Annotated in this window: 13 protein-coding genes; 3 read left to right on the top strand and 10 right to left on the bottom strand. The window is 75.6% G+C overall.

Annotated elements, in window-relative coordinates; translation table 11 throughout:
- Window positions 1-2: 2 nt before the first annotated feature.
- The gene (locus tag HL054_RS20105) at window positions 3-1184 is read left to right on the top strand and encodes a MarP family serine protease (RefSeq protein ID WP_369140867.1); all 1182 of its coding nucleotides are present in this window, start codon (window positions 3-5) and stop codon (window positions 1182-1184) included.
- 68 nt (window positions 1185-1252) lie between these two features.
- On the opposite strand, the gene HL054_RS20100 is transcribed toward HL054_RS20105, so the two are convergent.
- From HL054_RS20100 to acs, 4 genes are all read right to left on the bottom strand, one after another.
- A complete protein-coding gene (locus tag HL054_RS20100) occupies window positions 1253-2179 on the bottom strand; it encodes an alpha/beta fold hydrolase (protein ID WP_369140866.1) in 927 nt (308 codons plus the stop codon).
- A 12-nt stretch (window positions 2180-2191) separates the two neighbouring features.
- On the bottom strand, window positions 2192-2695 hold the full coding sequence (locus HL054_RS20095) for a phage holin family protein (RefSeq protein WP_369140865.1): 504 nt from the start codon (window positions 2693-2695) through the stop codon (window positions 2192-2194).
- A 119-nt stretch (window positions 2696-2814) separates the two neighbouring features.
- Window positions 2815-3513, bottom strand: a complete 699-nt coding sequence (locus tag HL054_RS20090; protein ID WP_369140864.1) for a helix-turn-helix domain-containing protein — start codon at window positions 3511-3513, stop codon at window positions 2815-2817.
- Between the two features lie 189 nt (window positions 3514-3702).
- Window positions 3703-5667, bottom strand: coding sequence for an acetate--CoA ligase (gene acs / locus HL054_RS20085; RefSeq protein WP_369140863.1), 1965 nt, complete (start codon window positions 5665-5667; stop codon window positions 3703-3705).
- Between the two features lie 128 nt (window positions 5668-5795).
- Here acs and HL054_RS20080 point away from each other — a divergent pair, with 128 nt between their 5' ends.
- Window positions 5796-6506, top strand: coding sequence for a (2Fe-2S)-binding protein (locus HL054_RS20080; RefSeq protein WP_369140862.1), 711 nt, complete (start codon window positions 5796-5798; stop codon window positions 6504-6506).
- Between the two features lie 12 nt (window positions 6507-6518).
- Here the strand turns inward: HL054_RS20080 and HL054_RS20075 are convergent, their stop codons facing one another.
- Window positions 6519-7058, bottom strand: a complete 540-nt coding sequence (locus tag HL054_RS20075) for a CGNR zinc finger domain-containing protein (protein WP_369140861.1) — start codon at window positions 7056-7058, stop codon at window positions 6519-6521.
- Window positions 7059-7136: 78 nt separating this feature from the next.
- On the opposite strand from HL054_RS20075, the gene HL054_RS20070 reads away from it, so the two are divergent.
- On the top strand, window positions 7137-8126 hold the full coding sequence (locus HL054_RS20070) for an EamA family transporter (RefSeq protein ID WP_369140860.1): 990 nt from the start codon (window positions 7137-7139) through the stop codon (window positions 8124-8126).
- On the opposite strand, the gene HL054_RS20065 is transcribed toward HL054_RS20070, so the two are convergent.
- The 5 genes from HL054_RS20065 to cobT all read right to left on the bottom strand — a co-directional run bounded on the left by HL054_RS20065 (window position 8105) and on the right by cobT (window position 12528).
- Window positions 8105-8359: a helix-turn-helix transcriptional regulator gene (locus tag HL054_RS20065; RefSeq protein WP_369140859.1), complete on the bottom strand. Its 255-nt coding sequence runs from the start codon at window positions 8357-8359 to the stop codon at window positions 8105-8107. The two genes, HL054_RS20070 and HL054_RS20065, sit on opposite strands and share 22 nt — an antisense overlap.
- Before the next feature lie 4 nt (window positions 8360-8363).
- Window positions 8364-9218 (bottom strand): ABC transporter permease, encoded by an 855-nt coding sequence (locus HL054_RS20060; protein ID WP_369140858.1) that lies wholly within the window; start codon window positions 9216-9218, stop codon window positions 8364-8366.
- On the bottom strand, window positions 9215-10144 hold the full coding sequence (locus HL054_RS20055) for an ABC transporter ATP-binding protein (protein WP_369140857.1): 930 nt from the start codon (window positions 10142-10144) through the stop codon (window positions 9215-9217). Before HL054_RS20055 ends, HL054_RS20060 begins: the two co-directional genes overlap by 4 nt.
- A gap of 117 nt (window positions 10145-10261) precedes the next feature.
- A complete protein-coding gene (gene cobA / locus HL054_RS20050) occupies window positions 10262-11491 on the bottom strand; it encodes a uroporphyrinogen-III C-methyltransferase (protein ID WP_369140856.1) in 1230 nt (409 codons plus the stop codon).
- A complete protein-coding gene (cobT, locus tag HL054_RS20045; protein WP_369140909.1) occupies window positions 11488-12528 on the bottom strand; it encodes a nicotinate-nucleotide--dimethylbenzimidazole phosphoribosyltransferase in 1041 nt (346 codons plus the stop codon). Before cobT ends, cobA begins: the two co-directional genes overlap by 4 nt.
- Between the last annotated feature and the right edge of the window lie 21 nt (window positions 12529-12549).

Raw genomic sequence — 12549 nt, 5'->3', positions numbered from 1 at the left:
GCGTGTCCTTCGTCGACCTGGCCCTCATCGCGCTCGCGCTGGTCTTCGCGCTGTCCGGTTTCCGGCAGGGCCTGATCGTCTCGCTGACGTCGTTCGTCGGGTTCTTCGGCGGTGCGGTGCTCGGCGCCCAGCTGTCCGGGCCGCTGGCCGACGACATCGCCGACTCCTCGGTCACCCGGGTGTTCGTGGCCCTGGTCGTGGTGCTGGCCGGTGCGCTGCTCGGCCAGCTGCTGGCCGGGGTGGTCGGCCGCGCGGTGCGCAAGCGGGTCACCTGGCAGCCGGCCGAGATGGTCGACTCGGTGGCCGGCGCCGTGGTGTCGGCGGTCGCGGTGCTGCTGGTCGCCTGGATGGTCGCCACGCCGCTGGCCAGCTCGCCGTTCCCCGAGGTGGCCGGGCAGGTGCGGCAGTCCGCGCTGGTGCAGGCCGTCGACCGCACGGTGCCCTCGCAGGTGCGGTCGCTCTACGAGTCGCTGCGCCAGGCCATCGACCGGCAGGGCCTGCCCGACGTCCTGGACCCGCTGACCCCGCGCGACGCCCGGGAGGTACCCGCGCCCGACCCGGCGCTCGAGGCCAGCCCGGTGGTCGCCGCGGTGCAGGGGTCGGTCGTGCAGATCCGCGGCATCGCGCCGACCTGCTCGCGGCAGATCGACGGCTCCGGCTTCGTCTTCGCGCCGCAGCGGGTGATGACCAACGCGCACGTGCTGGCCGGGGTCACCGAGCCGACGGTCACCGCCGAGGGCGAGACCTACGACGCCACGGCGGTCTACGTCGACGAGGAGACCGACGTCGCGGTGCTCGCCGTGCCCGGGCTGCCGCAGGTGCCGCTGCGTTTCACCCCCGAGCCGCTGGACACCGGCGCCGACGCGATCGTGATGGGCTACCCGGGCGGCGGCGGGCTCTACGTCGGCCCGGCGCGGGTGCGCGACCGCGGCGAGATCAGCGGGCCGGACTTCCGCTCCACCCAGACCGTGCAGCGCGACGTCTACGCCCTGTACGGGCAGGTCCGGGCGGGCAACTCCGGCGGGCCGCTGCTGGCCACCGACGGCACCGTGCTCGGGGTCGTCTTCGCCTCGGCCATCGAGGACCCGGACACCGGCTACGCCCTCACCGCCGCCCAGGTGTCGGCGGCCGCGACAGCCGGCACGGCTGCGCTCGCCACCGTCGACACCGGTCCCTGCGAGTAGAAGGACCCCGCTGCCCCCACGCTTCGCAGGCTCAGCGCGGGGCCCTGCAGCGGGGCCGTTCCATCGGGTCACGCTGCCCAGGCGGCGATGGCGGCGGTGACCTCGTCGGGGGACTCCTCGTGCGGGAAGTGGCCGACCCCGGCGAGCTCCCGCCACTCGTAGGCGCCTGCCACGTAGCGGTCGGAGCCGCGGGCGGTCGAGGGCAGCACGTAGGGGTCCAGCGCGCCCTGCAGCTGCAGGGTGGGGGCGGTGATCGGCGCGGCCATCCGGCGGGCGAACCGCAGACCGTCGGGCCGCAGCTGCGACCGGCCGGCCCACCGGTAGTACTCCATCGCGCCGTAGGCGGCCTGCGGGATGCGCGCCGCCGCCCGGTACCGGCCGACCGCCTCGGCGAAGTCGGCGGTCTGCACCCACGACGGCCCGGCCCAGCGGCGCATCAGCTCGGCGACCGGGTCGTCGTCGGCGCGGGTGAGCCGGCGCTCGGGCAACCGGGGGAGCTGGAAGGCCAGCGCGTGGGCCAGTGCCCGCCGCTGCCGGGCGTCGGTCACCGACGCGCGCAGCCGGCGGGGGTGCGCGGCACCCACCACGACCAGCTTGCGGACGCTGCGCGGGTGCAGGGCGGCCATCGTCCAGCCGACCAGGCCGCCCCAGTCGGAGCCGACGACGACCGCCTCGGTCTCGCCGAGCGCCCGGATCACGGCCGCGGCGTCGGCTGCCGCCGTGGGCAGGTCGTAGCCCCGCGGGGGCTTGTCGCTGGCGCCGTAGCCGCGCAGGTCCGGCGCGACCACCCGCAGGCCGGCGGCGGCCAGGCCGGTCAGCTGGGCACGCCAGGCCCACCAGAACTGCGGGAAGCCGTGCAGCAGCAGGACCAGCGGGCCCTCGCCGGCCTCGGCGGCGTGCAGCCGGACGCCGTTGGCGGAGACGTCGCGGTGCGCCCACGGGCCGGGCAGCAGGACGCTGGTGGCGTCCGGCTGCCCGTCCCCGGGGTCACTCACGCGCGAGCAGGGTCAGCGCAGCCGGGTGTGCGGGTCCTGCCGGACGACCTCGCCGTTGCGGACCACCGGCAGGTCGTGCTGGCGCTGGCCGGGGGCCTCGCGGCGCATGACGTCGGGCAGGTCCGACAGCGTCTCGATCGTCTTCTCGGGCTTCTTGATCTTCTTGATCTGCCGGTAGCCGACGAAGCCGACGACGGCCGCCAGCAACACCAGGAGCGCGAAGACGATCAGGTAGGAGATCCACCGCTCCAGGCCCAGCCAGGTGATGAACTCCGCGAGGGCGATGAAGAAGAAGATCGCCGCGAAGGCGAGCATCACGCCGGCGGCGGCGAAGGCGGCCGCACCGATCCCGCCGCGCTTGGCCGAGACGGTGACCTCGGTCTTGGCCAGCTCGATCTCCGAGCGGATGAGCGTGGAGATGTCGGCCATCGCGCTCTTGGCGAGCGTGCCGACCGAGGGCTCGGTGGGGCCAGCCGGCCGGCCCCCCAGCGGGGTCGTCGAGACACTGTGGGCCACGGGTGGCTCCTCCCTGATCGGCGCCTGGTGCGACGCGTTCCTCCGGTGATCGTGCCGCATGATCGTCCGCGCCGCCGATCCGGACCACCCGGGGGTGGTGCACCTCCCGTCTCAGCGGCCTAGCAGACGTCGCAGCGGCAGGTGCACTCCGCCACGTGGGGGACCGCGTTCTCCCGGGCCGACAGCGGCCCGTCGGGGAAGAGCAGCTCGTCGCACGCCGGCGGGCAGGTGCAGCTGGGGTCCGCGAACAGCGGCAGGCCGAGCCGGAGCCGTTCCTGCTGCCGCGACAGGTGGTCGGCGAGGTCCCGCCGCCACCGGGCGCGCCACGCGGCCCGGGCGGCCTCGGCCCGCGCCCACTCCCGCTCCGCCAGCGAGTCCCCGGGGCCGGCCACGTGGTGGTCCGGCGGTACGCCGACCACCGCGCGCACGTCGTCCCGCTGCCGTCGGTCGCGGTCGAACGTGAACTCCGGGCGGTCCCGGCTGTAGCGCTCGGGACCGTGCCACCAGCCCACGTCACCGTGCCGCGGGTCGAGGTGGGCCGGGAACAACCGCCCGCCGCGGTCCCGGACGGCGTCGCCGTCCATGGCCGGGACCTCCGCACCCGACGCGTCCACCAGCACCCACCGCAGCCCGGCCAGTCCGGCGGCACGCATGAGCACCGTCGCCGGCAGGTCCCGCGCCCCGCTCTCCGCCTGGGCCACGGCTCCGGTGCTCACCCCGAGCGCCCGGGCCATCTCCCGCTGGGACAGGTCAGCGGTCCGGCGGATGCGCCGCAGGAGGGCGCTCAGCCGCCTCCTGGCCTCGGGTCCTCCCCCCACCCGGACGAGGATGCCGTCCGGCCGGACGCCCCGGGCCCGCCGCGCCCGGTGCTGTGGACAGCCGGCGGCGGACCTGCCCGGCGTCCGAGCCCACACCTGCGGACGCTTGTGCTCTGCTCACCGTGGTGAGCAGAGCACAAGCGTCGTAGCGGTGCCTTCCTCGAACGGCCCCTGACACGGGGCCCTTCTTCAGTCCTCGCTGGAGGACGAGGGCAGCTTCGAGCTGATCAGCTCCATCACCGAGGAGTCGGTGAGCGTCGTGACGTCGCCCAGCTCCCGGTTCTCCGCCACGTCGCGGAGCAGGCGGCGCATGATCTTGCCCGACCGGGTCTTGGGCAGCTCGGCGACGACCATGATCTGCCGTGGGCTGGCGATCGGGCCGATCTCCTTGCGGACGTGCTGGCGCAGGGTCTTCACCAGGTCCTCGCCGGAGTCGACGGCGTCCCCGCGCAGGATCACGAACGCGACGATGCCCTGCCCGGTGGTCGGGTCGGTGGCGCCGACGACCGCGGCCTCGGCCACCGTCGGGTGGCTGACCAGTGCGGACTCGACCTCGGTGGTGGAGATCCGGTGCCCGGACACGTTCATCACGTCGTCGACCCGGCCGAGCAGCCAGATGTCGCCGTCCTCGTCGAGCTTGGCCCCGTCGCCGGCGAAGTAGACGCCCTGGCCGTACCGGCTCCAGTAGGTGTCCTTGTACCGCTCGTCGTCGCCCCAGATGGTGCGCAGCATCGCCGGCCACGGCTCGGTCAGCACCAGGTACCCGGTGGCGCCGGGCTCGATCGGCTTCCCCTCCTCGTCCACGACGCTCGCCGCGATCCCGGGGAAGGCGCGCTGGGCGGAGCCGGGCTTGAGCGTGGTGACCCCGGGCAGCGGGGTGATCATGTGGCCGCCGGTCTCGGTCTGCCACCAGGTGTCCACGATCGGGCAGCGGCCGCCGCCGATGTGCTCGTGGTACCAGAGCCAGGCCTCGGGGTTGATCGGCTCGCCGACCGACCCCAGCAGCCGCAGCGAGGACAGGTCGGCGCCGGCCGGCACGTCCTCGCCCCACTTCATGAAGGTGCGGATCGTGGTGGGCGCGGTGTACAGGATGGTGACCCCGTACTCCTGCACGATGTCCCACCAGCGCCCCCGGTGCGGGGTCTCCGGGGTGCCCTCGTACATCACCGAGGTCGCCCGGTTGGAGAGCGGCCCGTAGACGATGTAGCTGTGGCCGGTCACCCAGCCGACGTCGGCCGCCGTCCAGAAGACGTCGGTGTCGGGCTTGATGTCGAAGACGGCGTGGTGGGTGTAGCTGACCTGGGTCAGGTAGCCGCCGGAGGTGTGCAGGATGCCCTTGGGCTTCGCCGTCGTGCCCGAGGTGTACATGATGTAGAGCGGGTGCTCGGCGTCGAAGGCCTGCGCCTCGTGCTCGGTCGGCTGGCTGTCCACCAGCTCGTGCCACCAGACGTCGCGGCCCTCGGTCCACTCGACGTCCTGCCCGGTGCGCCGCACGACCAGGACGCTGCGCACGCCCTCGGTCTTGGTCAGCGCCTCGTCGACGTTGGGCTTCAGCGCGCTCGGGGCCCCGCGCCGGTAGCCGCCGTCGGCGGTGACGACGACCTTGGCGTCCGCGTCGGTGATCCGGCTGGCCAGCGCGTCGGGGGAGAAGCCGCCGAAGACGACCATGTGCACGGCGCCGATCCGCGCGCAGGCCAGCATGGTGATCACCGTCTCCGGGATCATCGGCATGTAGACGGCCACCCGGTCGCCGGCCTCGACGCCGAGCGAGGTGAGCGCGTTGGCCGCCTTGCAGACCTCGTCCTTGAGCTCGGCGTAGGTGATCGTGCGGGTGTCGCCGGGCTCGCCGACCCAGTGGTAGGCCACCTGGGCGCCGTGGCCGGCGTCGACGTGCCGGTCGACGCAGTTCACCGCCACGTTGAGCGTGCCGCCGACGAACCACTTCGCGAACGGCGGGTCGCTCCAGTCCAGCACCTGGTCCCACTCCTGGACCCAGTCCAGCCGGCGGGCCTGCTCCTCCCAGAAGCCGACCCGGTCGGCGGCGGCACGCTCGTAGACGTCCGGCCCGACGTTGGCGTCGGCGGCGAGCGCCTCCGGCGGCGGGAAACCACCCTCGGGGTTGGTCAGGCCGTGGGCCTCCGTCGTCTCGCTCATGCGCACCTCCGTGCTCGGGCGCCGCCCCGGTTCTGCGGCACTGCGTCGATGCACAACCTATGGCCCCGGTCACGTCCCCGTCAGGCCTGGTCTCCCGTCTGCTGCGCCGGCCGGGGCAGACTGGTGCCGTGACCGACGACGGGGCGCAGGCGCAGGTCGCGGCCCGGCTCCCCGGTGCGGCGGCGCTCGGTCTGCTGGCCCCGCCGACCGCGACCGCCCTCCCCGCCGCCCGGCTCGCCGACCCCGGCTGGACGGCGGCCGTGCTCGACGCCCGCGCGCTCCGGCAGCGCACCGACGACCGCCGGGTGCTGGCCACCGTCTGGTGGTACTCGGTGTCCAGCGTGCTGCTCACCCCGGTGCTCGCCGGGCTGGTCACCGGCGTGCCGCTGTCGGCCCGGCTGGCGGACACCCGGGTGCACCTGCTCGCCGGGCAGGCGCCGGTGGCGGCGACCGCCCGCCCGGCTGGTGGCCGGGACGTCGTCGCCGACCTGCGGACGACGATCGCCGAGGTGGTGGCCGCGGTCGCCGGGGCCGGCGGCATGCGGGAGCGCCCGCTGTGGGCGATCGCCACCGACACGCTGGCCAACCGGCTGCTGGCGCTGGGCCGGGCGGTCGGGGACGTCGCGGCGGCGACCGCGCTGGCCGGGCCGCTGGCGGCGGCGGTCGGGAGCCCCCTGCCGGCTCCGCGGTACGTCGACGTGGCCGGCGCCCGGTTCACCCGCCGGGCGTCGTGCTGCCTGCTGTACCGGCTGCCGCACGAGGTGCTGTGCACCTCCTGCCCGCGCCGCGACCCGGTGCAGCGCCAGGTGCTGCTGGAGGACACCGCCGGCCGGTGGTGAGACGGGTGCGGATCAGTCGGCCGCGCGTCGGGCCCGGTAGGCGGCGACGTGCTCGCGGTTGGCGCAGGTGCTGTCGCAGAACCGCCGGCTGGCGTTCTTGGTGAGGTCGACGAGGACGTCGTGGCAGCCGGCGGCGGCGCACCGGCGCAGCCGGTCGAGGGCGCCGGCGCGGACCACGTCGGCCAGGGCCATCGCGGCCTCCACGCCCCACCGGTCGGCGACCGACGCCTCGGGCTCGGTGGCGTGCACGTGGTAGCCCCACCCGTCGTGCCGGACCAGCTGCGGCAGCGCGTTGCCCTCGCGCAGCAGCCGGTTGACCTCGGTGACCACGCCGTCCTCGTCGGCGTCCCAGACCCCGGCCAGCACCGACCGCAGCTCGTGCACGGCGGCCAGCTCGGCGGCGTCGCCGGCCCGGCTGCCGGTGAACTGCCACGCGTCGAGGAACGCCGCCAGCGCCGCCGGGTCGGGCAGCCGCTCCTCGCCGTCCGCGGCGGTGTTCACGAGTGCGGCCGCGCCGGCGAGCCCCACCTCGGTGTCATGGGCAAAGAGCATGTGACTCCTGTACTCCTCTGCTAGCGTCCTGTGTACAGGAGCGTACGTGCGTTCACTCCTGACGAGGAGGTGTCTGCCGTGATCGATCGCCGGACCGGGTTGACCGGACTGCTGCTGGCCGTGGTCTCCGCGGCCGCCTTCGGCACCTCGGGGGTGTTCGCCACCGCGCTGCTGGACGCCGGCTGGAGCGCCGGTTCCGCGGTGACCGTGCGGATGGCCGTGGCGTCGCTGGCGCTGGCCGTCCCGGCGCTGCTCCAGCTGCGCGGCCGGTGGTCGCTGCTGCGGGCCAACGCCGGCGCCGTGCTGGCCTTCGGTGCGCTGGCCGTCGCGCTGCCGCAGCTGGCCTACTTCAACGCCGTCTCCCGGCTCTCGGTCGGGGTGGCGCTGCTGCTGGAGTACTCCGGCGTCCTGCTGGTGGTGCTGTGGACCTGGGCGCGCCTCGGGCAGCGGCCCAGCCGCGTCACCGGCGCCGGGGTCGTGGTGGCGGTCGTCGGCCTGGTGCTGGTGCTCGACGTGCTCAGCGGCGCCCGGATCGACCCGCTGGGCGTCATGTGGGGGCTGGTCGCCGCCGTAGGCCTCGCCTCCTACTTCGTCCTCTCCGCGCACTCCGACGACGCCCTGCCGCCGCTGGTCAGCGCCTGGGCCGGGCTGGCCGTCGGCGCCCTGGTGCTGGCGGCGGCCGCGCTGGTGGGCGTCGTCCCGTGGCGCACCACCGCGGCCGACGTCGAGCTGGCCGGCGCGACCACCAGCTGGCTGGTGCCGGTGCTGGGGGTCGCGCTGGTGGCGGCGGCGTTCGCCTACGCCACGGGCATCGCCGCGGTCCGCCGGCTGGGCTCGCGGCTCAGCTCGTTCGTCGGCCTGAGCGAGGTGCTGTTCGCGGTGGCGGCGGCCTGGCTGGCGCTGGGGCAGCAGCCGAACGCGGTGCAGCTGGTCGGTGGGGTCGTCGTCCTGGTGGGGATCGTGCTGGTCCGGGTGGGCGAGGAGCGCCCGCCGGCCGACGCCGCCGGCGTCGACCCGGTGCCCGCCGACGGCCCCGCGGGCCCGGCTCAGCCGGAGGAGGCCCGCTGACCTCCGGGAGCGTCGCTGATCCGGGGGAAGGGCGTGGTGGAGAAGACCGTCTCGACCGGCAGCCGGAAGAACTCCGCGATCCGCAGCGCCAGGTGCAGGCTCGGGTTGTACTCGCCGCGCTCGAGGTAGCCGATGGTCTGGTAGTGGACCCCGAGGGCGTCGGCGAGGTCCCGCCGGCTGACCCCCTGCTCGGCCCGGAGCAGGGCGATCCGGTTGAAGACGCCCTCGTTCACCCGCTCACCGCACCCACTGCAGAGCCGCCTCCCGTGCCGCCTGGACCGCCGACCCCGACTGGCGCCGGGCCATCCGCCGGAGCACCCGCGGCGCGACCAGCAGGCCGGCCACCGCCCAGGCGGAGAGCACCAGCAGCGTGGGGCCGGTCCGCCAGGAGTCTCCCAGCTCGGCGGCGGCGGCCTCCGCGGGGAGGAACGCCGAGCGCAGGCCGAGCCCGGTCCAGTAGACCGGGAAGACCTGGGCGACGCCCTGCACCCAGCCCCACATCGCCTGGATCGGCGTGAAGATGCCGGAGATCGCCACCAGCACGAGGACCGGGAGCATCCCCCAGGTGCCCACCTTCTGGACGCCGGGCACCACCGACCCGAGCACCATGCCCCAAGGCAGCGTGGCGAGCAGCGCCAGCAGGACGAGACCGACGACGGCCAGCCAGCCGCCCGCGCCGCCCTGCATCACGTCGTCGAAGAGCAGCAGGCTGGGCACCAGCACGACGAGCAGGCTGGGGAACAGGCTCAGCGACTGGAAGGTGAGCTGGCCGGTGACGTAGCCGGGCATCCCGTGCGGCACGGCCTTGTGCCGCAGCAGCGTGCCGTCCTCGCGCTCCATCGCCAGCGCGTAGGCCGGGCCGATCACCACCCCGAAGGTGAGCAGCGCGCCGAGCACGCTGGGCAGCGCGTAGGTGGGGTACATCAGGCCGGTGCTGCCCACCTCGTTGTCCCGGTTGAACCACAGGACGGCGAGGGTGATCAGCCCGGTGAACAGGTAGAAGCCCTGGTCCTGCGGACTGCGGACGCTCTGCAGGAACTCCGTCCAGCCCCGCCGGACGCCCTGGCGCACCGCGTGCCGGGTGGCGTTCACCGGGCCACCTCCGCCAGGTGCCGGGCCGGCGTCCGGGACTCGAACCGCTGCACCATGGCGAGGTAGGTGTCCTCCAGGTCGGGGCGGCGGACCTCCAGGTCGGCGAGCTCGTCGCCGTGCTGGGCCAGCAGCTGCCGGAGGAACGGGATCGGCTCCTCGGTGGCGTGCACGAAGCGCTCGCCACGCTCGGACCAGCGGACCTCGCTGGTGCCGGCCACCTGGCGGGTGAGTGCGTCGGCGCTGCCGTCGGCGACGATCCGGCCCTCGGTGAGGATGAGGATCCGGTCGGCCAGCCGCTCGGCCTCGCCCAGGTCGTGCGTGGTGAGCAGGATGCTGGTGCCCTCCAGGTCGGCGAGCCGGTGCACCAGGTCGTGGAAGTCGCGGCGCGCCTGCGGGTCGAACCCGGCGGTCGGCTCGTCCAGGAACAGCAGCTCGGGCCGGCCGATCAGCCCGACGGCGACGTCGAGCCGGCGGCGGCGCCCACCGGAGAGGGTGGCGATCTTGCGGTCGGCGTCGTCGGTCAGGCCGACGGTGCCCAGCAGCTCCTCGACGTCCCAGGGCCGCGGGTGGTCGGGGGTCGAGTACGGCGGGTAGTAGCCGCCCAGGTACCGGAGCAGCCGGCGGGGGGTCCACCGCGGGTGGTCGCGCCAGGACTGCAGGACCACCCCGATCCGCGCCCGCCACGCGTCGTCGCCGGTGGCCGGGTCGACCCCGAGCACCCGCACCTCACCGGCGGAGGGCGCCCGGAAGCCCTCCAGCACCTCGATGGTCGTGGTCTTCCCCGCCCCGTTGGGGCCGAGCAGGCAGACCACCTCGCCGTGCCGGACGTCGAAGTCGACGCCGGTGAGCACCGGGTGGGTGCCGTAGCTCATCTGCAGGTCCCGGACCCGCACCGCGGGCTCGGTCGGGGGGGCGGTCGCGGCCACGGGCACTCCTCGGGCTGGGCGAGTGGGTGCCGGTGATAGTAGGACTGCTACATGCGGAGCACCAGTGCTATCGGCGCGGGCGCGTGACGACCCGCCGTTGGTGTGCGGGCAGAACGGTCAGGCGCCGAGCGCGACGACGTCGCCGACGACCCACACGGCCGGCGGGCGCACGCCCTCGTCGGCGATGGTCTGCGCCAGGCCGGCCAGTGTGGTGCGGACCGACCGCTGCGCCGGCGTCGCCCCGTCGGTGACGACGGCGACCGGCGTCTGCGGGTCGCGGCCGTGCTCGACCAGCGAGGCGGCGATCGCCGGTGCGGTGTCCACGCCCATCAGCACCACGACGGTGCCCCGCAGCCGGCCGAGCGCCGGCCAGTCGACCAGGGACGCCGGGTGGCCGGGCGGCACGTGGCCGGAGACGACGACGAACTCGTGGGTGAGCCCGCGGTGGGTCACCGGGATGCCGGCCAGCTCGGGGACGGCGATGGCGCTGGTGATGCCCGGCACGACCTCGACCGGCACGCCGGCGGCCACGCAGGCCTCCAGCTCCTCGTAGCCGCGGCCGAAGACGAAGGAGTCGCCGCCCTTGAGCCGCACCACCCGCTTGCCCTGCCGCGCCCGGTCGATGAGCAGGGTGTTGATCTGCTCCTGCGCCATCGAGCGGCCGCGGGGGAGCTTCGAGGCGTCGATGACCTCCACCTGGGGCGGCAGGGTGGCCAGCAGCCCCTGCGGTGCGAGGTGGTCGGCGACGACGACGTCCGCACCGGCGACCGCCTGCCGGCCGCGGACGGTGACCAGCCCGGGGTCGCCGGGTCCGCCGCCGACCAGCACCACGCTGCCGGCGGCGACCGTGGGCGGCCGGGCGGCCCGGTCGGCGATCGAGCCGTCGGTGAGCCCCTCGAGCACCGCGTCCCGCACGCCGACCGCCCGCTGCGGGTCGCCGCCGCCGTGCACGCCGACGACCAGGTCGCCCTGCCGGCCGACCGCCGGGGTCCAGACGCTGGAGGCCGAGCGGTCGTCGGCGCGGGCGCAGAACACCCGGTCGCGCTCGGCCTCGGCGGCCACCGCGGCGTTGACCGCGGGGTCGTCGGTGGCGGCGACGGCGTACCAGGCGCCGGCCAGGTCGCCCTCGGCGTAGCGGCGCTCGTGCCAGGTCACCGAGCCGGGCGCGACCAGCGCCTCCAGCGCGGGGGTCACCTCCGGGCTGACCACGGTGACCAGCGCGCGGGCCTCGAGCAGCCCGGCGACGCGGCGGTGGGCGACCTGGCCGCCGCCCACGACGACGACGCGGCGGCCGCCCAGCCGCAGGCCGACCGGGTAGACGGTGCCGGGACCGGACGTCGAGGTCACTTCTCGGTGACGCCCGCCGAGTCGAAGGTGGCGACGTCGCGCAGCGCCCGGGCGGCGGCGGCCACCAGCGGCAGCGACAGCAGCGCGCCGGTGCCCTCGCCCAGCCGCAGGTCCAGGCCCAGCAGCGGTCGCAGGCCCAGCGCCCGCAGCGCGAGGCCGGAGCCCGGCTCGGCCGAGGCGTGCCCGGCCAGCGCGTGCTCCAGCGCCGTCGGGCAGAGGGCGGCGGCGACCAGGGCGGCCGACCCGGCGATGACGCCGTCGAGCAGCACGGGCACCCGGGCCGCGGCGGCACCGAGCACGAAGCCGGCCAGCGCGGCGTGCTCCAGCCCGCCCACCTCGGCCAGCGCGGCGAGCGACTCCTCCGGGGTGGCCGGGCGGACCGGCACCCGGGCCACCGCGCGGGCGACCACCTCGACCTTGCGGGCCAGCGTCGGGTCGTCCACGCCGGTGCCGCGGCCGGTGGCCTCGGCGGGGGAGGCTCCGGTGAAGGCGCACACCAGCGCGGCGGACGCGGTGGTGTTGGTGATGCCCATGTCGCCGGTGACCAGGCAGCGGTGGTCGGCGGCCAGGGCGGTCGCCACCTCGATGCCGACCTCGACGGCGCGGCGGGCCTCGTCCAGCGTCATCGCCGGGCCGACGGCCAGGTCGGCGGTGCCGCGGCGGACGTTGCGCTCCAGCAGCCCCCGGGCCGGGCCGACCGGGGTGGCGACGCCGACGTCCACCACGACGACGTCGGCGCCGAGCTGGGCGGCGAAGGCGTTGACCACCGCGCCGCCGGCGGCGAGGTTGGCGACCATCTGCGCGGTCACCTCCTGCGGCCACGGCGTGACGCCCTGGGCGTGCACCCCGTGGTCACCGGCGAACACCGCCACCGCGGCGGGGGTGGGCAGCGGCGCGGGGCACTCCCCGGCGGTGCCGGCCAGCTGCGCGGCGACGTCCTCCAGGACGCCGAGCGAGCCCGGCGGCTTGGTCATCCGGTCCAGCCGCTCGCGGGCGGCGCGCTCGGCGGCCGCGTCCCGGGGGCGGACGGCGGCGATGACCTCGCCGAGCAGGGTGCC

It is taken from the genome of Modestobacter versicolor, assembly GCF_041028285.1.
Lineage (GTDB): Bacteria > Actinomycetota > Actinomycetes > Mycobacteriales > Geodermatophilaceae > Modestobacter > Modestobacter versicolor_A.
This window is presented reverse-complemented; position numbering and strand designations above follow the sequence as displayed.

Excerpts from the sequence above, each read along its gene's own strand:
- acs (WP_369140863.1), bottom strand. The coding sequence starts at position 5,667 with ATGAGCGAGACGACGGAGGCCCACGGCCTGACCAACCCCGAGGGTGGT.
- HL054_RS20075 (WP_369140861.1), bottom strand. The coding sequence starts at position 7,058 with ATGCTCTTTGCCCATGACACCGAGGTGGGGCTCGCCGGCGCGGCCGCA.